Below are 21418 nucleotides of genomic sequence, written 5' to 3'. Positions count from 1 at the left end.
GAGATCTACACACTGCATATCGTCGGCAGCGTCTGATGTGTATAAGAGACATCGGTGAATCGGGTCGGGGGTCACGAGGTGCTCCTCATCGCAAAGCGGTTGACGACCGGGTAGGTGCGGTCAACACCAAAGGTTACCGTGGAGACCTTGGGGCCGATAGCCATCTGGCCGCGCTTCCACTCGGCGCCCTTGATCAGGGAGATGACGCGTTCGATCGTCTCCAGTTCGAAGCCGTCAGCGACCAGGGCATCGACGCTAGCGTCCTCATCGATCAGCGCCGAGACGATGGCGTCCAGGATGGGGTAATCGGGCAGCGAATCGGTATCCTGCTGGCCGGGGCGCAGCTCCGCCGAGGGCGGCTTGGTGATCGAGTTTTCCGGAATCGGCTCGACCTCGCCACGCTCGTTAGCTGCCTGGTTCCGCCACCGCGAGATCTCCCAGACGAGGGTCTTGGGGACGTCGCGCAGCGGGGCGAAACCTCCCACCGAATCGCCGTAGATCGTCGAATAGCCGACGGCCACTTCGGTGCGGTTGCCCGTCGCGAGCACGAGGGCGCCCTCAGAGTTGGAAATCGCCATGAGGATCATGCCTCGGATACGGGCCTGCAGGTTCTCTTCCGCGACTCCGTCGAGGTCCATTTCGGCCTCAAAGGCGTCAAACATGGGCCCGATCGGCTGGACTCGGTAGTCGAGACCGAGGCGCTCGGCCGTGTCGTCGGCGTCCGAGCGGGAGTGGTCCGTGGAGTAGCGCGAGGGCATCGAGACGCCGATGATGTTTTCGCCACCGATGGCGTCGGCCGCGATCGCGGCAACGAGGGCGGAGTCGATCCCGCCCGAAAGCCCGAGCGCGACGGTGGAAAATCCATTCTTCCGTACGTAGTCGCGCAGTCCGGTCGTCACGGCCGTATAGACGCGCTCGGGCAACTCGAGCGCCTCGTGGCTCTTGCCGCGATTAACGACGTGGGCGTCTTCGAACAGCTCGACGATCAGGAGGCCTTCGGCAAAGTCCGCGGCGCGCGCGATGAGCGAGCCGGAGCGAGACAGGACGCACGAGCCGCCGTCGTAGACGAGCGAGTCGTTGCCGCCGACGAGATTGGCGTAGCACACGGGTACGTCGTTGATCCGCTGGTAGGTGCCAAGCAAGCTCATCCGGATGCGTTCATGCTCGACATCGAAAACCCCGTCATCGACGACGATCGTGGCAATTGCGCCCGCCTCCGCGGCGCTGAGGTCGAAGCCTGGGTCGATCTCCAAGAATTCCGTCTGGCGCAGGGCGATCGTGCCGATCTCGGTGCCGAGGATCCCGTCGATCTCGTCGTAGGAGGCTAGCTCCATCACCTCGCCCTCGGTTAACTCCACCCACGAACCCGCGAGCGTGCCTGAGGAGGAGAGGGCGGGCTCGTGCAGGATGATCGAGATTTCGGGCAGTCGGGTGGCGAGCTGTTCGACCGCCTCGCCGAGTTGCTGGGAGAAATCGAAGCGCGAGAGGAGGTCCCCCAGATTGGGCCCGGACAGAGCTCCGGTGGGGCAGATCAGGAATTGGGCCCCGGAGGACAGGGCCTGATTGGCAGCGTGGGCGATGGCGTCGGCGTTGGCCGAAAGATCGCCGGTGGTCGGATTGAGTTGCGCGAGCGCGATCCGGATGGAGTTCATAGTCCCAGCATGCCATCACCGGCTTCGGGCCGACTAGGCGTGAGAAACTAAGAGTCATCAGCATCTGAATCAATCGCGAGGAGCCCGACGTGGACCGGCAACAGGAGTTCGTGCTGCGCAGTGTGCAGGACGAGGAGATCCGCTTCATCCAGCTGTGGTTCACCGACGTGCTCGGTGTCTTAAAGTCCGTGACGATTGCGCCGGCAGAATTGGAAAGCGCCTTCGCCGAGGGCGTCGGGTTCGACGGCTCGGCCGTCGAGGGCCTTGCACGGGTTTTCGAAGCTGACATGATCGCGCGTCCCGATGCCCAGACCTTCCAAGTGCTAGCCGGGCCGGAGACCGGGCTAGCACGGATGTTTTGCGACATCGTGACGCCCGACGGGTCGCCGGCCCGCGGCGATTCCCGCCAGGTGCTGCGGCGGATGGTGGCGCGGGCGCTCGATGCCGGTCTGACGTTCTACACACACCCCGAGGTCGAGTTCTACCTCTTCGACGAAGCCGCCTACCGCGAAGGCAGGCTCGTTCCCGTCGACCACGCCGGGTATTTCGAGCACACTATTACGCGGCTCGGCACCGACGTGCGGCGCGAAGTGGTCTCCCGCCTGGAAGCGATGGGGATCCTCGTGGAATACGCCCATCACGAAGGTGGTCCGGGCCAGCACGAGATCGACCTGCGCTACGCCGATGCGCTGACAACGGCCGATAACCTCATGACTTTCCAAACGATCGTGAAGGAGGTTGCGGCCGAAAACGGCGTGATCGCGACCTTCATGCCGAAACCGATGATCGATGCCCCCGGCTCGGGCATGCACACTCACCTCTCACTCTTTGAGGCAGACCGTAATGCCTTTTTCGATCCGGCGGGCGAGTACCAGCTTTCGCTCACCGGGCGGCGCTTCATTGCCGGGTTGCTGCGGCATGCGCCGGAGATCACCGCGCTGACCTGCCAGCACGTCAATTCCTACAAGCGGCTCTGGGGCGGCGGCGAGGCCCCAAGCTACATTTGCTGGGGGCACAATAACCGCTCGGCGCTCGTACGGGTGCCGCTCGCCAAACCCGATAAAGCGCAGTCTGCGCGCGTCGAATACCGGGCGCTAGACCCGTCGGCCAACCCCTATCTCGCCTTTGCGGCGCTCCTTGCCGCGGGCCTGGCCGGAATCGAGGGCGAGTACGACCTCGAGGAAGGCGCCGAAGACGACGTGTGGCGGCTTTCGGATGCCGAGCGGCGCGCGCTCGGGATTGAGGCGCTGCCCGCCTCGCTCCATCGCGCCGTCGAGCATCTCGAGGCCTCCGAGCTCATGGCGAGCACGCTGGGGGAGGACGCCTTCGATTTCGTCATCCGCAATAAGCACCAAGAATGGCAGGACTACCGGGCGCAGATTACGCCATTCGAGCTTGATCGTTTCCTGCCGGGTTCCTAGCCGTGAGTGAGCGCGCGCCCTACCTGGCGTCCTTTGCGGCGCGAGCCCGGCTCAGCGATCCCGCGCGCGCCGAGCGCCTTGCGGCCGCATTGGGCCGAGCACTGGGCCGAACCGATCGGGCGTTCGACGACGATCTCGCCGAGGACCTTGCCCACGCGGCAGATCCGGACGGTGCGCTCGTCGAGCTCGTCCAGCTGGCCGAGGCCCATCCGGAACAGCTCGGCGCACTGTGGCGGGAGCCGGGGCCGCGGGCCCTGCTCGCCGCCCTCCTTGGCGCATCCCGGGCCATGAGCGCGATCGCGCTGCGCCACCCGGACGTGCTTGCCACGCTTGCGGCACCCTCGCTGACGGCGCCCGTCGACCTCGGCGAGCCGGGCAATGCCACCGAGCTTCGCGCGGCCTACTACCGGCGCCTGTTCGAGATCGCGGCGGCCGATATTGCCGCGGGAACGCCGGATGCGATGCCGGATGTGGCGCGCGCGATAAGTGAGCTCGTCGCGGCTACGCTGCGCGCCGCACTCAACCTGGCGCGCGCGAAGTACCCGGAGGCCGATTCCGTTCCCGTCGCGATCATCGCCATGGGAAAGCTTGGCGGCGGCGAACTCAATTACATCTCCGACGTCGACCTCATCCCGATCACCGACACCGACGAGGCGGGCCTCGCCCTCGCGACAACGCTCGTGCGTCACACCTTCGAGATCTGCACAGCGGCCGAAGGGCCCGAGCCGCCGCTGTGGCCGATCGACACCGCGCTGCGGCCCGAAGGCAAGGACGGGCCGCTGGTCAAAACCCTTGCCGCTCACCGCGCCTACTACACCCGGTGGGCGCACACCTGGGAGTTCCAGGCGCTGCTCAAAGCGCGCCCGATCGCCGGCGATCCCGAGCTTATGGAACGCTACGAGCGCGAGATCTGGCCGCTCGCCTTCGGCGCCGTCGAACGTGATGGCTTCGTCGCCGACACGCAAGCGATGCGCCGCCGCGTGCAGGCCTCGATCTCCCCGCGCGACAAAGACCGCCACATCAAGCTCGGCCCCGGGGGATTGCGCGATGTCGAGTTCACGGTCCAGCTGCTGCAACTCGTGCACGGGCGTACCGACGAGACGCTGCGAGTGCGCTCCACGATCGACGCGATCACCGCGCTCGCGGCCGGCGGCTACATCGGACGCGAGGCGGCTGCCGAACTCACCGCGTGCTACACCTTCGAGCGCACCCTAGAACACCGCATCCAACTCCACCGACTGAGGCGCAGCCACACGCTGCCAACCGCGCCCGCCGATCAGGTGCGGCTCTCGCGCCTGCTCGGCGTCAGCGACATCGCCGAGCAGTGGGAGGCGGTTCGCCGCCGCGTGCGAACCCTGCACGAGGCGATCTTCTATCGCCCGCTGCTACCCGCGACGGCGCAGCTATCGGCCGACGACATCTCCCTGAGCCCGACCGCCGCGCGCGAGCGCCTCATCGGCATCGGCTACCGCGATCCGGCAGCCGCCCAACGCCACATCGAGGCGCTGACGAGCGGAGTTTCGCGCCGCGCGGCAATCCAACGCCAACTCCTGCCCGTCCTGCTCTCGTGGTTTGCCGCCGGTCCCGATCCCGACGGCGGCCTGCTCGCCTTCCGCCGGCTGTCCGACGAGCTCGGGACCACCCACTGGTACCTCGGGTTGCTGCGCGATGAGTCCGACGTCGCCCTCACCCTGGCGCACCTGCTCAGCCGGTCGCGCTATATCGGGGAGCACATCGTCGCCGTGCCGACCGCCGTCACCTGGCTCGCTGAGGCGGACCGGCGCGCCGCGCGCACTCGCGAGGAACTCGCGGCGGAAGCCGAGGCGATCTTTGCCCGGCACGAGGATGCGGCCACGCGCACGCTGCTGCTGCGGCGCATGCGCCAGCGCGAACTGCTGCGCGCGGCGATGAGCGACGTCATCGAGGGGATATCAACGACGCGCCAGGAGGCGATCACCGACGTCGCCGACGTCATCGTCGACTACGCGATGCGTGCCGCGCGCGACGACTTTGCTGTTGTGCACGGCCGGCAGGTGGGCGGCAGCCTCGCGATTATCGCCATGGGACGCATGGGCGGGCGCGAGATGAGCTACGCTTCCGACGCCGATACCGTCGTGATCTACGAGGACATGACCGCCACCGATGCCACGTGGCTCGTGACCCGGTGGCGTTCGCTGCTTGCCGATCCCGCCGACGCCCCGCCGCTGGCCGTCGACCTGGCGCTTCGTCCCGAGGGCAAATCCGGGGCCCTCACCCGCAGCGCGGGCTCCTACCTGGACTACCTGGCGGGGCGGTGCGAGGCGTGGGAACGCCACGCCCTCATTCGCGCCCGCATCCTTGCCGCCCCGCCAGCTCTCGAAGAGCGCCTGCGTGCGGGCATCGACGCCGCCCGCTACCGAGTGGGCGGCCCGAGCCAGGCCGATCTCCGCCAGATCCGACGCCTGAAAGCGCGTATGGAAACCGAACGCCTGCCGCGCGGGGTCGCCCCGGCGCGGCACGTCAAGCTCGGGCCCGGCGGCCTCGCCGACGTCGAATGGGCGATCCAGCTCATCCAGCTGCGCTATGGGGCCGACGAGCCGGACTTACGCACCACGAGCACGAAGGCCGCGATCGCTGCCGCGAGCGAGCTCGGCTACCTCAGCGCCGAGGAGGCCGAGCGTCTCCTGGCGGCCTGGCGAATGGCGAGCCACATCCGCGCCGGTGCCACCCTGGCGCTGCGGCGCAGCGGCGACGCGATCGACGTCATCCCCGCGGATGCCCACGAGCGCTCGCTGATCGGCGGCCTCGTCGGCCCCGAGGTCGCCGAGCGCGACGAGTTTGACGAGCAGTGGGCCCGCCGCGCCCGCCGCGCCCGCTCGGTCGCGGAGCCCGCAATGTACGGCGAGGGCTAGATCGAGAAGTACAGCTCGAACTCGTGCGGGTGCGGGCGCTGGCGCAGCGGCTCAATCTCGTGGGTGCGCTTGTAATCGAGCCAGGTGGCGATGAGGTCGTCGGTGAAGACATCGCCCTCGGTCAGGTAGTCGTGATCGCGCTCGAGTTCGATCAGCGCCTGGTCGAGAGTGTAGGGCAGCTGCGCGATCTGGCTGTGCTCCTCGGGCGCGAGCTCGTAGAGGTCCTTGTCGATGGGCTCGGCCGGCTCGATTCGATTGCGAATGCCGTCCAGGCCCGCCATGAGCTGGGCCGCGAAGGCGAGGTAGGGGTTCGCGCTCGGATCCGGCACCCGGTATTCCACGCGCTTGGCCTTCGGGGAAGTCCCCGTGATCGGAATGCGGATGCATGCCGAACGGTTGCGCGCGGAGTAGACGAGGTTGACCGGCGCTTCGAAGCCCGGCACGAGGCGGTGGTAGGAATTGGCCGACGGGTTGGTGAAGGCGAGCAGGCTCGGCGCGTGCTCGAGCAGGCCGCCGATGAACCACCGGGCCGTGTCCGACAGGTTGGCGTAGCCCGATTCGTCGTAGAACAGCGGCGCGCCATCCTTCCACAGCGACAGGTGGCAGTGCATCCCGCTGCCGTTATCGCCGAAAATCGGTTTCGGCATGAACGTCGCCGTCTTGCCGGCCGCCCACGCCGCGTTCTTGATGACGTATTTGAACTTCATCATGTCGTCGCCTGCGGCGGTCAGCGTGTCGAAGGTGTAGTTGATTTCCTGCTGGCCGGCCGTGCCTACCTCGTGGTGGCTGCGCTCGACGTTGAGCCCGACGGCATACATCTGCCGCACCATTTCATCGCGCAGGTCGCAGAAGTGGTCGGAGGGCGAGACGGGGAAGTAGCCGCCCTTATACGGCGTCTTATAGCCGCGGTTGCCGCCGTCTTCGACGCGACCGGTATTCCACGCGGCAGCCTCCGAATCGATGTGGTAGTAGCCGCCGGCGGCAGAGGTCGCGAAGCGAATATCGTCGAAGATATAAAACTCAGCTTCGGCCCCGACGTAGACCGTATCGGCGATACCGGTTGAGCGCAGGTACGCCTCGGATTTCGCCGCGACATTGCGCGGGTCACGCGAATAGGGCTCATCGGTAAACGGGTCGACGATGAAGAAATTGACGACGAGCGTCTTCGCCGGGCGGAACGGGTCGATAAACGCGCTCGTCACGTCCGGCACGAGCTTCATGTCCGACTCGTGGATCGCCTGAAAGCCCCGGATCGATGAGCCATCGAACATGAGCCCCTCGGTAAAGAGGTCCTCGGTGAAGGCCTGCACCGGTATGTTGAAGTGCTGCATGATGCCCGGCAGGTCGCAAAAGCGAACGTCGATGAACTGCACGCCTTCGGTTTTCGTGAACTCGATGGCTTCGGCGGCGGTGGTAAACATGGCGGCCTTTCTGTTGGCGGAGCCGGGCACTACTGATCCTAGCGAGCAAGGGGGCGGGCAAGAAACAAGCGCGCATGATGTGGTCATGCGCGCTTGGGGTAGCTGTTATCGGCCCCGCATACCGCGACGGTCCGGGCGAGCCTTATACGGGTCGATGCCCTTGGGGATCGGCAGCTTCATCGCGCCGAGTGAACTCAGACGCTTCGCGACAGCAGCGACTTCCTGCTTGGTGAGCTTCTTGGGCAGCTTACGCATCGCGGATTCGAGCTTGCCGAGCTTGACCTGGCCCTCCCCGTTGCCGACATACAGCTTGTGAATATCGACGTTGGGCAGGATACGACGCAGCTTGCGTTCCTCATCGCCGACAATGCGCTTCGTGCGGCTGACCGGTCCCTCGATCACGAGGACGACGCCGGGGCGTCCGACGGCACGAAAGACCATGTCTTGCGTCCGCGGGTTCATCCCGACCGGCTCCTGCTCCATGTTCCAGCCCTTGATCTGCTGCATCACCGCAGCCGAGGCGCCGGGCTGGCCCTCGATCTGCATGTAGGACGCCCGCCGCGTGTACATCGACAGCAGGATCATCATGGCAAGCAGCGCAAGCAGCAGCCCCAAGAAGGGGATGTAGAGCCAGTGTCCGGAGGCGATACCCCAGGCGAGCGCGCCACCAAAGATCACGACGAATAGGCCGATGAGGGCCCATTTCATCCACGGGAAGGACGCCTGAGTTACGCGGTAGGCGTCCGCGATGTTGTGATACCAGCGCCGCTTCGCGGGTGCAGTTGATTGGCTAGACATGATGTCTGTTAGTTTACCGGCTCTTTGGCGGCCCGCTCACGCATCCGCTGCGCGACGGCCGAAGCTTCTTGATGAGCCGTCACCGGCTGGGACAGGTGCGCGAGAGCATCCGGGATGTGACGGCCATGCTTGGCCATCGCCTGACCCCACATGCGGCCCGCACGATAGGACGAGCGGACGAGCGGGCCAGCCATGATGCCGGCAAAGCCAAGCTCGTAGCCGAGCTCCGAAAGCTCGACGAACTCCTCGGGCTTCACCCAGCGCTCGATGGGATGATGCAACCGCGAGGGCCGCAGGTACTGCGTGATCGTCAGCAGGTCGCACTTGGCCTCGCGCAGATCCCGCATCGCTTCCTCGATCTCCTCGCGCGTCTCGCCCATACCAAGGATGAGGTTCGACTTCGTGATGAGCCCGGCATCGGAAGCATCGGAGATGAGCTGCAGGGAGCGCTCGTAGCGGAAGGCCGGCCGAATGCGCTTAAAAATCCGCGGCACGGTCTCCAGGTTGTGGCCAAGGACCTGGGGGGAGGAGGAAAAGACCTCGGCGAGTGCGTCGGCCTGGCCGCGAAAATCGGGGATCAGCAGCTCCACGCCGGTGCCGGGGGATGCGGCGTGAATCTGCCGTGTCGTTTCGGCATAGAGCCAGGCTGCGCCATCGGGCAGGTCATCGCGGGCGACGCCCGTGACGGTAGCGTATTTCAAGCCCAAGTGAGTGACGGATTCGGCGACGCGGCGGGGCTCGTCGCGGTCATAGGTTCCCGGGCGACCGCTATCGATCTGGCAGAAATCACAGCGCCGCGTGCACGTCTCACCACCGATGAGGAAGGTCGCCTCGCGATCCTCCCAGCACTCGAAGATATTGGGGCATCCGGCCTCTTCACACACGGTGTGCAGGGAAGCGCCGCGAACCAGGGACTTCACGTCCCGATACTGCTCACCCATGTAGGCCGTCGTCCGGATCCATTCGGGTTTCCGCTCGATCGGAACCTCGGCGTTTTTTGCTTCGACCCGCAGCATGCGGCGGCCTTCGGGAGCGATCGTCATACGACTTCCTTTGTCAGGGGATCAGCGGATAGGGGAGCAAGGCGGGCGGTGAGGTGGGTGGCCAACTGTGCGGCGACCTCAGGTAGCGAAGCGGGCGGGAATAAGCCGGGGGCCTCGTGATTCATCGTCGTGACACCGGCATCGGAGATTCCGCACGGGACAATCGCGCGATAGGGCTCCAGGGAATTGGCCACGTTCAGGGCAATGCCGTGCAACGTGACGCCACGCGCGACGCGCACGCCGATGGCACAGATCTTGCGCTCCGGTTCGTGCAGCCACACCCCGGATCGGCCCGCCACCCGATCGCCCGTGATGCCCACATCCGCGAGCGTGTCGAGGACGGCTGCTTCCAGCGCCCGGACATAGGCGACGACGTCCAGGGGAGTGGTGAGCCGGATGACGGGGTAGGCGACGATTTGCCCGGGACCGTGCCAGGTGATGCGTCCGCCCCGGTCGATGTCAATGACGTCGAGGGTGGGATCGATCCGATCCCATGGCGCGGTGCGCCGACCTGCCGTGTAGACGCTGTCGAGTTCGCACAGGACGAGTGCGGGCTCGCCGCGTCCGGCAACGAGGTCTGCATGGAGGTTTCGTTGGATCGTATCGACGTCACCGTAGCTTCGGCGCCCCGTGGTCAGGAGATCTACAACGCGCACGACCTCGATCCTAACTGACGCGATCGCTTGCGCCCAAAATGTCCGGTTGTGGATAACTCCAGAGGGGCCTTATTTCATGCCTAGCGTAGGGACATGGAGATCAGCGGATACCAGGTCCTGACTCAGCTATCAGCCGGCGACGTTTTTGAGGGGCGAACGCCAGCGGGCACTGCCTGTGTTCTCGCGTTCGTTGCCGTTCCGAGCGCCGAAGAAGCCCGCGCATTTCAGCGTCGTCTGGGCAACCTTCGAACAATGCATCACGCTCACATCGTCATGGTGATCGATGTTGTCGTCGTCGATAATGACAGGGTCATGGTGGTCTACGAGGCTCTCAGCGGAACGACCCTCGCCACTATTCTTGCTGCTCGCGGGGAATTGTCGGGGCCAGAGATCGCGCACATCTGGGATGGCGTTGGCTCTGCCGTGGCAGCGCTGCACGAGAGAGGAATCATCCACGGCGATGTGAGTAGTGAAAACGTCATGATCACCGCCGATGGACAAGCGATCCTCATCGACGTGTGCGCTCCAATGTCGACCGAAGTCGGCACCGAGGGCTTTGTTGCGCCGGAGCGGATGGCTGGTGGGCCCGCCTCAATCGCGGGGGATGTCTACTCCGTTGCTGCGCTCATACGCGCGTTGTCACCGGTCAACTGTCTCACTGCGCTGCTGAACGACGCGCTGCACCACGATCCGACAGCGCGCCCGAGCTGTCGAGACCTCGTGGCTCGCCACGTCGAGTTGGCACGCCCGGAGCCCGTGAGCATGCCAAGCGATGCCTCTCTCGCCGCGGCACGGATTCGACGCCGGTTGCCCGCAACCGAAATCAAGCCGCGACGTCGCGCGCGGGCCGGACGCTCGCGCAGCGTCGTCCCGAAAGCGACCGCGATCCTCGCAGCAGGGTGCGTCATCGTGGGTGGTTGGTTTTGCGGTCGGGCGCTCATGAGCGAGGCCGCCGAAGGAAGGATTTCGCATGTTGATGTGACTCTGGCGCCTGCGACCCAGCCCGCGCTGCCCACCAAGGTCGAGGCGGTCGATCCGATCAGCAGGCTCGAGGCTTTGCTCAAGCTGCGAGACGAGGCGTTGATGTCGGGCGATCAGCAATTGCTCGAGCGGGTCTATACACCTGAGGCGCCAGCGCTCCTTACCGATCGGCAGACCTTACGGGAATGGGCCAAGTCAAAGGTTCGTATTGCTGGTCTTGAGACCGACTTCCGCGAGGGGCTCGAGGTAAATGACCGGATTGAAGGGCTGGTCAGCGCTAGCACGCACAGCCGCCTCGAGGACGGTAAGGCAGCGCAGGTGCCCGCGTCGGAGGCTGTGTGCATGCGATTCACGATCGAGGCGGACAGAATCTCACTGATCGAAGCGTGCGAACGCGCCGAACCATAGCAATCGGGCCCGGAACTCGAGTGGAGTTCCGGGCCCGATGAAGCGGTCTGTTACAGGCCGACCTCGGCAGCAAAGTCGCCCTCTTCGAGGCGAGCCTTCACAGCCATGAGGTAGCGAGCTGCATCGGCGCCGTCGACCAGACGGTGGTCGTAGGACAGTGCGAGGTAGACCATCGAGCGGATACCGATCGACTCGTTACCGTCGGCGTCCTTGACAACCATCGGCCGCTTCACGATCGTTCCAACGCCGAGGATCGCGACCTCGGGCTGGTTGATGATCGGGGTGTCAAACAGCGCACCGCCAGAACCAGTGTTGGTGATCGTGAAGGTGCCGCCGGAGAGCTCATCCGGGGTGACCTTGGAGTCCCGCGTACGGGCCGCGAGATCGTTAATGGACTTCGCGATTCCAGAAATCGTGAGATCGCCGGCGCCCTTGATCACGGGTACGAGCAGGCCGCGCTCGGTGTCCACGGCAATACCGATGTTCTCGGTGTCGCGGTATTCGACCTGGTCGTCCTTGATCGTGGCGTTGATCTTCGGGTGGGCCTTCAGCGCTTCGGTGGCGGCCTTAACGAAGAACGGCAGGAAGGTCAGCTTGGTGCCTTCGGTTGCCGCGAACTTGTCCTTGGCCGCGCCACGCAGCGCAGCAACGCGCGTGACATCGACCTCGACGACCGTCGTGAGCTGAGCGGAGGTCTGCAGCGACTCCACCATGCGGGTGGCAATGACCTTGCGCAGGCGCGACATCTTCTCCGTCGTGCCGCGCAGCGGGCTCGGCTCGACCGGAGCAGCCTTCTTCGCAGCCGGAGCTGCTTTAGCTGCGTCCGCAGCTTCAGCCTTGGCAGCTTCCGCCTTGCGAGCGGCTTCCAGGACGTCTTCCTTGCGGATACGGCCACCGACGCCGGTGCCAACGACCTGCGAGAGGTCGACATCCTTGTCCTTGGCGAGCTTGCGCACGATCGGGGTGACGTAGACCTGGTCGGACTTCACCGAGCGCGACGGAGCAGAGCGGACCTCGACCGGATCATCATCATCCGAGGGCTCGGCCTTGGCGTCAGTGTCAGCCTTTGGCTGCTCCTCTGCCTTCTCCGCCTCGTCCTGATCCGGTGCTTCTTCGGCAGGCTCCTCGTCCTTGGGCTCGTCAGCCTTGGGGGCCTCTTCCTTCGGCTCTTCAGCCTTGGGTTCTTCGGCCGGCTCATCATCGGCATCGCCGGAATCCGAACCATCGCCGATCAAACAGAGGTCAGCGCCAACATCGACGGTCTCGTCTTCCTGGACCAGGATCTTGTTCAGCGTTCCCGCAACGGGGGACGGAACTTCAGTGTCGACCTTGTCGGTCGATACCTCGAGCAGCGGCTCGTCGACCTCGACGCTGTCACCTTCGGCCTTCAACCAGCGCGTGACTGTGCCTTCGGTGACGGATTCACCGAGTGCCGGCATCTTGACAGCCTCGCCCCCCGAACCACCGCTGGACTTCTTAGGTTCGTCCTTCGGCTCTTCGTCCTTAGGCTCTTCCTTGGGTTCCTCGTCCTTGGGCTCTTCCTGAGGCTCTTCGTCCTTAGGCTCGTCGTTGGGTTCTTCGTCCTTGGATTCCTCGGATGCTCCCGAGCCATCACCAATGCGGCACAACTCTGCACCGACATCGACAGTCTCGTCTTCCTCGACGAGGATCTCTTCCAGCGTTCCCGAAATAGGGGAGGGGACTTCGGTATCGACCTTGTCGGTCGAGACCTCGAGCAGCGGCTCGTCGACCTCGACCTTTTCGCCGACAGCCTTCAACCAGCGTGTGACGGTGCCTTCGGTGACGGATTCACCGAGTGCCGGCATCTTGACGGATTCAGACATGTTGAGTTGTCTCCTTAGTTCAAACGTTAGTTGTGGGCGTGCAGCGGCTTGCCGGCCAGGGCCAGGGCGGCTTCGCCCATGGCCTCGTCCTGCGTCGGGTGAGCGTGAATAAGGGCGGCGACGTCCTCGGGGTAGGCCTCCCAGTTGACGATGAGCTGGCCTTCGCCAACGAGTTCGCCGACACGGGCGCCAATCATGTGGACGCCAACAATCGGACCATCCTCAACGCCAACGAGCTTGATGAAACCGGTGGTCTTCAGGATCTGGGACTTGCCATTACCTGCGAGGTTGTACTCGACGACCTTGACCTTGTCATCCCCGTAGAGTTCCTTGGCCTTCGCTTCGGTGATACCGACGGAGGCGACCTCGGGCTCGCAGTAGGTTACGCGCGGAATGCCGGACTCCTCGATGACCTGCGGCGACATGCCGGCAATCTCTTCGGCGACGAAAATGCCTTGCTGGAAGCCGCGGTGGGCGAGCTGCAGGCCGGGAACGATATCTCCGACGGCGTAGATGTTGCCGACGCCGGTGTGCAGGCGCTCGTTCGTGAGAACGAAGCCGCGGTCCATCGAGATGCCCTGCTCTTCGTAGCCGAGATCCTTGGTTACGGGACCCCGACCAATGGCGACGAGCAGCACGTCTGCCGTGAAGGAATCGCCGCTTTCGGTCTCGACGGTCACCGAGTTCTCGTCCTGCGTCGCCGACTTGAACATCGTGTTCGTCTTGAAGTTGATCTTGCGCTTGCGGAATGCGCGCTCCAGCGCCTTAGAGATTGACGGATCCTCGTTCGGCACGAGGTTCGGAAGACCTTCAATGATCGTGACCTCGGCGCCAAAGGAGTTCCACACGGAGGCGAACTCGACACCGATAACGCCGCCGCCGAGGACGATCGCGGACTTCGGAACCTCATCGAGGGTGAGGGCCTGCTCGCTCGTCATGATGCGGCCGCCGATGTCCAAGCCGGGGATCGTCTTGGAGTAGGAGCCAGTGGCGAGGATGATGTTCTTGCCCTTGAGCTTCTTGCCGTCGACCTCGACGGTGTCCTTGTCAACGAGCTTGCCCCAGCCGTTGATCAGCTCAACCTTGCGGGATGCCACGAGGCCTTGCAAACCCTTGTACAGGCGAGCGACGACTCCATCCTTGTACTTGTTGACACCCGGCATATCGATGCCTTCGAGGCTCATGTTGACCCCAACCGAAGCGGCATCCTTGGCGGTGTCCGCGACCTCGGCGGCGTGCAACAGGGCCTTAGTGGGGATGCATCCGCGGTGCAGGCAGGTTCCACCGAGCTTGTCGCCTTCAATCAGGGCGACTTTCAGTCCGAGTTGAGCGCCACGCAGCGCGGCGGCGTAGCCACCGCTTCCTGCTCCTAGGATGACGATGTCGTACGTCGGCGTATCTGTCACGTGCTACTCCTCATGGATGGGGCCATGCGCCCCGTTGAATATCCTCGGGACCATTGTCCCACTAAGTAGCGCTCGAGCAACTACGGTCCCGCACCGTGGCCGCTATGAGGCGGGCCACCTTTGGTGCGGGACCGTTGTGATCGAGGGGATTTACTTCTCGAAGTTCTCCAACAGGTTGACCAGGGTGCGCACTGCGAAGCCGGTGCCGCCCTTACCCGTGTAGCCGTAGGGCGCATGCTCGTGGAATGCCGGACCGGCAATATCCAGGTGAGCCCAGGGAGTGTCCTTGACGAAGTGCTTGAGGAAGAGGCCAGCGCTCAGCATCCCGCCCCAGCGCCCGCCAATGTTCTGCAGGTCGGCGACTGGCGACTTCAAGCCTTCGTTCAATTCCTCCGGCAGCGGCATCGGCCAGAAGGCCTCGCCCGCAGCATCGGCAGCAGCAACAACATCGGAGCGCAGCTCATCATCGCCCATGACGCCCGCGACCCGCTCGCCAAGAGCAACAACGGCGGCACCCGTCAGGGTCGCGACGTCGAGGACCGCGTCGGGCTCGTCCTGAACGGCCCGCGCTAGCGCATCAGCCATTACCAGGCGGCCTTCGGCATCGGTATTGAGGACTTCCACCGTCGTGCCATCGAGCATGGTGATGATGTCACCGGGACGCTGTGCGCCGCCGGACGGCATATTCTCCGCGAGTGCCAGCCAGCCGGTGACCTTGACCGGGAGCTTGAGCTCGGCGGCGGCGACGACGGCATTAAGGACCGCTGCGGCGCCTGCCATATCGCACTTCATCGTCTCCATGCCCTTGCCAGGCTTCAGGGACAAACCACCCGAGTCGAAGGTAATGCCCTTGCCGACGAGCGCTACGTGGCCGCTCGCCTTGGCAGGGGAGTAAGACAGCTGGACGAGGCGTGGCGGGCGAGTCGAGCCCATCCCGACCGCGAGAATGCCACCGTAGCCGCCAGCATCGAGCTTCTTCTCGTCGAGAATATCGACCTTAATCTTCAAGCCCTTAGCGGCTTGCGTGGCGTAGTCGGCGAAGGTCTCAGGGAAGAGATCGTTCGGAGCAATGTTGACCAAGTCGCGTGCACGATTAACTGCCGAGGACAGGATCGACGCGCGCTCGACGGCAGCCTTTACGTCCTTTTCGCCGGCCAGGGTGGTGGCGATCGTGACCTTTTCAACTGGGTCCTTATCGCACTTCTTGTACTGCGCAAACGCGTAGGAACCCAGGAGAGCGCCCTCGGCAATCGCGCCAATTTCTTCGGCACCGGAGGCGGGCAGGGCAATGGCGACGTGGGAGAAACCGGCCAGCGAGCGGATCGCGGAGCCCACTGCTCGGCGCAGGGCTTCCGGCGATGGATCCTCGCCAACGCCGACGATTGCCACAGGCGTGGCGAACTCATCGGAGACGACCTTCGTGACGCTGCCTTCCTTGCAGGGCACGTCGAGGGTTTCGATCAAAGCGGCCAGTGCCGCATCAGCTTTTTCGGAGACCTGAGAGCCGCAGAACGGGACGACTTTGTCATCGACCTTTGTTGCGCCGACAAGGAGGATGCCGGACTTCAGAGCGGATAGTTTCTTGGCATGCAAATCAACTGTGTTCACACACCATAGGGTAGACGACGCAGAGTAAGCGGACACGGTAATCTGGCGGGCGTGTATCTTGCCATCTGGTTGTCTGCCGCGCTGACGGGTGTCCTGGCGCTGTGGGCTGCCTACTTTGCCATCGTTGATCGGGCGGTCATTTTCAAGCAGCTGATTTTCGCTGCGGTCATTGAGGTGGTTGTCGTGGTGACGGCTATTATTGCGGGGATACACCAGGCTCGCGGCTACGTCGTTTCCGATGCCATAACTCTGTGGGGTTATCTGCTGACGTGCCTGATCCTGTTGCCCATTGCTGGCGCATGGGCATTCGTTGATCGCACGCGAACGTCGTCTATCGCGATGGTGATCGTATCCCTGTCGCAGGTCGTATGCCTGTGGCGGGTCTGGCAGATATGGGTGGCATGAGTACGGTAACGACATCGGCAACTGATACACGTCGACCCGCCTACGGGCTTGGGCGCGTCTTGATTTTGATCTATGGCATCTTTGCCCTTGCCGCCACCGCTCGATCCGCAGTCCAGCTGATCCGCAACCCAAGCGAAGCGCCACTTGCCTATAGCCTGTCGGCACTCGCCGCCGTGATCTACATCCTGGCCACGGTATCGCTGGCGCATAACGGAAAGCGCATGCGACGCATCGCGTGGGGAGCCGTGGTCTTCGAGGCTCTTGGCGTCATCACGATCGGAATCGTCTCCTTCCTCCACCCCGAGCTCTTCCCCCGCGCGACCGTGTGGTCACATTTTGGCGCCGGATACGGTTTCGTTCCGCTCGTCCTACCCTTCCTCGGCATCGCGTGGCTGTTTACGTCGAATCCCGCACGCCTTGCCCAGAACTAGAGTGAGCATCATGTACCGCACCCTCTTCGACCGCGTCATCACCAAGTCGGATCCGGAAACAGCACACGGCGCATCGCTCTCAGCGATCGCGCTAGCTGGCGGCAACGAGGTGGGCAGGCGGGGGCTTCGGGCGACATTTGGTCGCGAACCTTCTCGCCCCGTGCGAAACGAACGACTGCGAGTCTTCCCGCGGCCATTTCCCGGCCACCTCGGACTAGCGGCCGGAATGGATAAGAACGCCACCGCCGTACTCGGCTTGAAGGCGCTTGGTTTCGCGTTCGTTGAGATCGGAACGGTCACGCGACACGCCCAACCCGGCAACGCGAAACCTCGCATGTGGCGGCATCTCGACGAACGCGCGCTTCGCAACAAGATGGGGTTCAACAATGAGGGAGCGGATGTTGTCGCCGCACGGATGCGGGACCTGAGGTCGAGCGCTGCGGGGCGGTCCGCGATCGTTGGTATCAATCTGGGCAAGTCGAAGATCACGCCGGCTGAGCACGCCGCGGACGATTACGGATACTCCGCACGCCTCCTGGCCCCATGGGCGGATTATCTGGTCATCAACGTGTCGTCGCCGAACACCCCGGGCCTGCGAGATCTTCAAGCCGTTGACTCTCTTCGCCCGATCATTGATGCGGTCCGCACGGCAGCTTCCCGCTCGGCTGCGCGCGATGTTCCATTGCTGGTCAAGATTGCGCCGGACCTCGCCGATTCCGAGATCGCCGAAGTGGCGCAGTTGGTGCGAGACGAAGGGATTACCGGAATGGTCGCGACGAACACGACCATTGCGCACTCCTACGGTGAGGGCGGCCTTTCGGGCCGACCGCTGAAGCAGCGAGCCCTTGAGGTGGTGCGCCTCGTGCGCAACGAGCTTGGGCTGCGGCCGGTCCTCATGGGAGTAGGAGGAATTGAAACCCCCGAGGATGGACAGGCGATGCTCAGCGCAGGAGCCGACCTGCTACAGGCATATTCCGGATTTGTTTACGGCGGTCCCGCATGGCCGGGAGCAATGAACCGCGCTCTCGCCGCTAAATAAAAGCAGCCGCATCCCGGTTGAGTGACACCAAGGAGCGCGTCAGAACGTATCCGATCCACACCGTCGCGAGGCTCAAGGACACCCAAGCTGCCCACGGCGCCACCGAGCTGAACACGATGATGCTGGCATTGGCGAGTGCAGCGACGGGAAAGGTCGTTGCCCACCAGGTCAGGGTGAACGGCGAGGACCAGAGCCGATTCCTCGGCAATACGACAAGGGCGAGAAACAGCATCCCGGTAGCAAGCAGCGTTGCATCGACGAGCGGAGTTGCCGAACGCATGACCGAAAGTACGGGGGCATAACCCGAATTCACCGGACCATCAATGAGCGCGTGCCAACCGATCAGCGCAACGGGTGCAGGAGCAATGAGCACGGCCAATGTAGGAACGATACGCGCAGGCAGGACCTCGTCGTGGACAAAAATCCGGCGAAGAACGATCGGTTGGAGCGAGAACCACAAGAGGAACCCGAGTCCCCACAGCGCCATCGCCAAGCCTGTCGGTGCAATGCTCGCTCCAGCAAAGGACGCGACCATCGTTCCGACCACGGGGATGAACCACGCGGGGGATAGTGTCGTGAGGTTGATGTCGGTTCGAGCGAGCCATGCGCCAAAAACGTGGACCGAGATCGCAAGGTGGCCCACCATGGCCGGCCACCACACCCACGCAATCGCGCCTCCAAGGAGCGGCAAGGCTGCAGCGCACAATACGAGCGTTCCCACGCTTAACGTGGCCAGAAAGACGACGGGAAATGGATCAGATAGTTCGCGTCGAACGGCCTGCGGGTAGCTAACCAATCGGGCGATCTGCACAGCCACGAGGCCAAGCCACACCACCGCTGCGATGCCAAGGAGGGCGGACGCAATACCCTGCGGGGCGCCCAGTCTTACGGAGGCCTGGAACCAGGCAGCCGCGAGACCGCCAAGGCCCATGATCGAAGCGAACACCGCAAACGGAGTCCGCGCTAGCAGCGGCGGTGGGGTGGTCATTTGTGATGACCGGGAAACTCACCACGGCGGTTCTGCGGCTTCGGCATGCGCCACGGACGGATCATGAAAGCGCGCGAGAACGCGTACATACCCGTGAAGCGCGGGATCTGATCGGCATCGAAGCGCGCCTTCAAATGGCGGCGCAGGATGAAGACCATCAAAAGACCATCGATGATGCCGCCGAAGACAATGACATACATGCCCAGGGTGACGTAGGTGGCCACCGCGGGCAGCCACGTCACAATCACCATGGCGATGATCATGAGGAATGCGACCGGCATGAAGAGCTCGCCGATATTCCACCGGGCATCGACATAGTCGCGCGCAAACCGACGGACCGGGCCCTTGTCCCGCACCGGCATGTAGCGTTCATCGCCCGTCAACATGCCTTCGCGCTGCCGAGCGTACGCCTCATTGCGCCGGCGGCGAGCGGCTTCCTTGGCCGCCTTGCGATCATCGACGACAAGCGGCCGACGGTTCTTTGCTTCGGCTTCGCGTCGCTTTGGCGTCGGACGGCCTTTGCCCGAGACGGGAGGTTCCGGCTCGGCGGGCAGCTCTGAGGAGGGCTTTTTACGGAAGATCACGCTTCGATGGTACGCGATTGGGCCGCGGCCAGGTACGCTCGTGTTCGTGATCACAGTAGCTGAATTGAAAGAACGCATCGATGAGGCCTTCGCCCAGGTGCGCACGGATTTGGAGAACCTGGTTCGTATTCCTTCGGTCTCGTCCGCAGCCTTCGATCAGGCGCATGTACGAGCCTCAGCGGAGTACACCGCGGAACTGCTCCGCGGGGTCGGGATGGACAGCGTCGAGATCCTCACGGCACCTGATGCCAACGGCGCCGAAGGCCGGCCAGCCGTCGTGGCGCATAAGGCTGGCAAGGCCGATAAACCTCGCGTGCTCCTTTACGCCCACCACGATGTCCAGCCGCCAGGCGACGTCGCCGACTGGACGCAAGATGACCCGTTCGAGCCGGAGGTGCGCGGCGAGCGCATGTATGGTCGCGGCACCGGCGACGACAAGGCCGGGATTGTGGCCCACATTGGGGCGCTTCGACTCCTCGGCGATGACCTTGGCGTTCCCGTCACCTGCTTTTTCGAAGGTGAGGAAGAAATTGGCTCGCCTTCGTTCCACAACTTCCTCACGACATACCGCGACAAGCTCGATGCCGACGTCATCATCGTGCTCGATTCGGCCAACTGGAAGGTCGGTACGCCTGCACTGACGACCAGCCTACGAGGCCTCGTCGACGTCACCGTCACCGTGAAGACGGGAGATTTCGCCGTTCACTCGGGCATGTTCGGAGGGCCCTACCTCGATGCCGTGACCTGCATGTCGCGCCTGATCTCGACCTTGCACGACGACAACGGGGACGTCGCTGTCCCCGGGCTGCACATGGCGCCGGAATCCGACCTGGAATATCCCGAAGAGACGTGGCGAACTGATGCCGGAGTCGTCCCCGGCTACGAACTCGCTGGCACCGGTTCGATTCCCACACGCCTGTGGTCGAAGCCGGCAATTTCCGTCATCGGCATGGACGTGACGAGCGTGGACATGAAGTCCAACACCATCATCCCCTCGTGCACTGCGGCACTGTCCATGCGTATCGCGCCGGGCCAGGACCCGCAGGCGGCCGCCGACGCGCTGAAGGCCCACCTGGAAAGCGACGCGCCGTTTGGCGCGGATGTTGACGTGACGATCAACGAGCTCGGTCAGCCCTTCGATGCCGGTGACGACACTGAGATGATGCGCCTTGCTCGGTGGGCCATGACCCAAGCGTGGGATAACGAGGCGGTCAACATTGGTATGGGGGGCTCGATTCCCTTTATTTCGGTGCTCTCGGAGGTTTTCCCTGACGCTGACATCCTCATCACCGGGATCGAAGATCCCGACACCCGTGCTCATGGCGCAGACGAGTCTGTCCACCTCGGTGAGCTTCGAGGCGCAACCCTGACGGGCGCTATCGTGCTCGCCGCCCTCGCGGGCGATATTGAGCCAGAGCTCTAACTCGTCGGTGATTCGCTCGGCGAAGGCGATTCGTCTTCGCCGGGCGTATCCGCTTCGCCCGGCGCTGGGGAGGTGGGAGACGGAGCGGGGTTAGCCGGATCTGGTGCGACGGAGACGGCAATTTTGACTTCGCCCGATTTACTATCGACGGCGGTCACTTTCGCCGTGGCGATCAACGGCTCAGAGCCGCCCGAAATCGAGCACTGCGCTTCGGCGCCTACCTCCGCTTCAATGCCTGCCGGGCACAGCACGGCCGGGGCATCGCCCAGCTCGGATTCCACACTCTGTGCGATCCGTTGCTGCAGTTCCTCAGCTGGAACCGGTTTGACGTTGGTCCCGGAGCAGCCGAGGGTGCCGAGCGTCAGCGACAGCACGGCAGCGGTGGTCAGTCTCGCCAGTTTCATGCCTCCATCGTGCAC

Annotated in this window: 18 protein-coding genes; 7 read left to right on the top strand and 11 right to left on the bottom strand. The window is 64.1% G+C overall.

Annotated features, from left to right (window positions below; translation table 11 throughout):
- Positions 1-71 precede the first annotated feature (71 nt).
- Positions 72-1652: an NAD(+) synthase gene (gene nadE, locus MUN85_RS07305; RefSeq protein ID WP_250506074.1), complete on the bottom strand. Its 1581-nt coding sequence runs from the start codon at positions 1650-1652 to the stop codon at positions 72-74.
- 89 nt (positions 1653-1741) lie between these two features.
- Between nadE and MUN85_RS07300 the strand changes: the two genes are divergently transcribed.
- Positions 1742-3073, top strand: coding sequence for a glutamine synthetase family protein (locus MUN85_RS07300; protein ID WP_250506073.1), 1332 nt, complete (start codon positions 1742-1744; stop codon positions 3071-3073).
- Between the two features lie 2 nt (positions 3074-3075).
- Positions 3076-5964 (top strand): bifunctional [glutamine synthetase] adenylyltransferase/[glutamine synthetase]-adenylyl-L-tyrosine phosphorylase, encoded by a 2889-nt coding sequence (locus MUN85_RS07295; protein ID WP_250506072.1) that lies wholly within the window; start codon positions 3076-3078, stop codon positions 5962-5964.
- On the opposite strand, the gene glnA is transcribed toward MUN85_RS07295, so the two are convergent.
- The 4 genes from glnA to lipB all read right to left on the bottom strand — a co-directional run bounded on the left by glnA (position 5961) and on the right by lipB (position 9882).
- Positions 5961-7385, bottom strand: coding sequence for a type I glutamate--ammonia ligase (gene glnA / locus MUN85_RS07290; RefSeq protein ID WP_250506071.1), 1425 nt, complete (start codon positions 7383-7385; stop codon positions 5961-5963). The two genes, MUN85_RS07295 and glnA, sit on opposite strands and share 4 nt — an antisense overlap.
- Before the next feature lie 105 nt (positions 7386-7490).
- Complete coding sequence (locus MUN85_RS07285) at positions 7491-8183, bottom strand: DUF4191 domain-containing protein (RefSeq protein ID WP_250506070.1); 693 nt, start codon at positions 8181-8183, stop codon at positions 7491-7493.
- Positions 8184-8191: 8 nt separating this feature from the next.
- On the bottom strand, positions 8192-9226 hold the full coding sequence (gene lipA, locus MUN85_RS07280; protein WP_250506069.1) for a lipoyl synthase: 1035 nt from the start codon (positions 9224-9226) through the stop codon (positions 8192-8194).
- The gene (gene lipB / locus MUN85_RS07275) at positions 9223-9882 is read right to left on the bottom strand and encodes a lipoyl(octanoyl) transferase LipB (RefSeq protein ID WP_250506068.1); all 660 of its coding nucleotides are present in this window, start codon (positions 9880-9882) and stop codon (positions 9223-9225) included. The genes lipA and lipB overlap by 4 nt, the downstream gene beginning before the upstream one ends.
- A 93-nt stretch (positions 9883-9975) precedes the next feature.
- Between lipB and MUN85_RS07270 the strand changes: the two genes are divergently transcribed.
- Complete coding sequence (locus MUN85_RS07270; RefSeq protein ID WP_250506067.1) at positions 9976-11271, top strand: protein kinase domain-containing protein; 1296 nt, start codon at positions 9976-9978, stop codon at positions 11269-11271.
- A gap of 50 nt (positions 11272-11321) precedes the next feature.
- Here MUN85_RS07270 and sucB read toward each other — a convergent pair whose 3' ends face one another.
- From sucB to MUN85_RS07255, 3 genes are all read right to left on the bottom strand, one after another.
- On the bottom strand, positions 11322-13115 hold the full coding sequence (gene sucB / locus MUN85_RS07265) for a 2-oxoglutarate dehydrogenase, E2 component, dihydrolipoamide succinyltransferase (protein WP_250506066.1): 1794 nt from the start codon (positions 13113-13115) through the stop codon (positions 11322-11324).
- A 26-nt stretch (positions 13116-13141) separates the two neighbouring features.
- Complete coding sequence (gene lpdA, locus MUN85_RS07260) at positions 13142-14521, bottom strand: dihydrolipoyl dehydrogenase (protein WP_250506065.1); 1380 nt, start codon at positions 14519-14521, stop codon at positions 13142-13144.
- A 150-nt stretch (positions 14522-14671) separates the two neighbouring features.
- On the bottom strand, positions 14672-16129 hold the full coding sequence (locus MUN85_RS07255; RefSeq protein ID WP_250506064.1) for a leucyl aminopeptidase: 1458 nt from the start codon (positions 16127-16129) through the stop codon (positions 14672-14674).
- Positions 16130-16180: 51 nt separating this feature from the next.
- Between MUN85_RS07255 and MUN85_RS12925 the strand changes: the two genes are divergently transcribed.
- From MUN85_RS12925 to MUN85_RS07240, 3 genes are read left to right on the top strand one after another with little or no spacing between them, the layout of a single operon-like run.
- Entirely contained in the window at positions 16181-16534 is a 354-nt protein-coding gene (locus tag MUN85_RS12925; RefSeq protein ID WP_250506063.1) for a hypothetical protein, read from the top strand.
- Positions 16531-16965, top strand: a complete 435-nt coding sequence (locus tag MUN85_RS07245) for a hypothetical protein (protein ID WP_250506062.1) — start codon at positions 16531-16533, stop codon at positions 16963-16965. The genes MUN85_RS12925 and MUN85_RS07245 overlap by 4 nt, the downstream gene beginning before the upstream one ends.
- A 7-nt stretch (positions 16966-16972) precedes the next feature.
- Positions 16973-18004: a quinone-dependent dihydroorotate dehydrogenase gene (locus MUN85_RS07240; RefSeq protein ID WP_250506080.1), complete on the top strand. Its 1032-nt coding sequence runs from the start codon at positions 16973-16975 to the stop codon at positions 18002-18004.
- Here the strand turns inward: MUN85_RS07240 and MUN85_RS07235 are convergent.
- Complete coding sequence (locus tag MUN85_RS07235; protein ID WP_250506061.1) at positions 17997-18992, bottom strand: SLAC1 family transporter; 996 nt, start codon at positions 18990-18992, stop codon at positions 17997-17999. The genes MUN85_RS07240 and MUN85_RS07235 overlap by 8 nt on opposite strands.
- The gene (locus MUN85_RS07230) at positions 18989-19576 is read right to left on the bottom strand and encodes a DUF3043 domain-containing protein (protein WP_250506060.1); all 588 of its coding nucleotides are present in this window, start codon (positions 19574-19576) and stop codon (positions 18989-18991) included. The genes MUN85_RS07235 and MUN85_RS07230 overlap by 4 nt, the downstream gene beginning before the upstream one ends.
- A 46-nt stretch (positions 19577-19622) precedes the next feature.
- On the opposite strand from MUN85_RS07230, the gene MUN85_RS07225 reads away from it, so the two are divergent.
- Positions 19623-20999, top strand: coding sequence for a dipeptidase (locus MUN85_RS07225; RefSeq protein WP_250506059.1), 1377 nt, complete (start codon positions 19623-19625; stop codon positions 20997-20999).
- On the opposite strand, the gene MUN85_RS07220 is transcribed toward MUN85_RS07225, so the two are convergent.
- Complete coding sequence (locus MUN85_RS07220) at positions 20996-21403, bottom strand: DUF4333 domain-containing protein (RefSeq protein WP_250506058.1); 408 nt, start codon at positions 21401-21403, stop codon at positions 20996-20998. The genes MUN85_RS07225 and MUN85_RS07220 overlap by 4 nt on opposite strands.
- Positions 21404-21418 lie beyond the last annotated feature (15 nt).

Origin of the sequence: Bowdeniella massiliensis (assembly GCF_023634005.1) — a bacterium.
Taxonomy (GTDB): domain Bacteria; phylum Actinomycetota; class Actinomycetes; order Actinomycetales; family Actinomycetaceae; genus Bowdeniella; species Bowdeniella massiliensis.
This window is presented reverse-complemented; position numbering and strand designations above follow the sequence as displayed.

What these genes read in the sequence shown, in the direction of transcription:
- MUN85_RS07270 (WP_250506067.1), top strand. Translation starts at nt 9,976, where the DNA reads ATGGAGATCAGCGGATACCAGGTCCTGACTCAGCTATCAGCCGGCGAC.
- MUN85_RS07245 (WP_250506062.1), top strand. Translation starts at nt 16,531, where the DNA reads ATGAGTACGGTAACGACATCGGCAACTGATACACGTCGACCCGCCTAC.
- glnA (WP_250506071.1), bottom strand. Translation starts at nt 7,385, where the DNA reads ATGTTTACCACCGCCGCCGAAGCCATCGAGTTCACGAAAACCGAAGGC.
- lipA (WP_250506069.1), bottom strand. Translation starts at nt 9,226, where the DNA reads ATGACGATCGCTCCCGAAGGCCGCCGCATGCTGCGGGTCGAAGCAAAA.
- MUN85_RS07285 (WP_250506070.1), bottom strand. Translation starts at nt 8,183, where the DNA reads ATGTCTAGCCAATCAACTGCACCCGCGAAGCGGCGCTGGTATCACAAC.
- MUN85_RS07220 (WP_250506058.1), bottom strand. Translation starts at nt 21,403, where the DNA reads ATGAAACTGGCGAGACTGACCACCGCTGCCGTGCTGTCGCTGACGCTC.
- MUN85_RS07235 (WP_250506061.1), bottom strand. Translation starts at nt 18,992, where the DNA reads ATGACCACCCCACCGCCGCTGCTAGCGCGGACTCCGTTTGCGGTGTTC.
- sucB (WP_250506066.1), bottom strand. Translation starts at nt 13,115, where the DNA reads ATGTCTGAATCCGTCAAGATGCCGGCACTCGGTGAATCCGTCACCGAA.
- nadE (WP_250506074.1), bottom strand. Translation starts at nt 1,652, where the DNA reads ATGAACTCCATCCGGATCGCGCTCGCGCAACTCAATCCGACCACCGGC.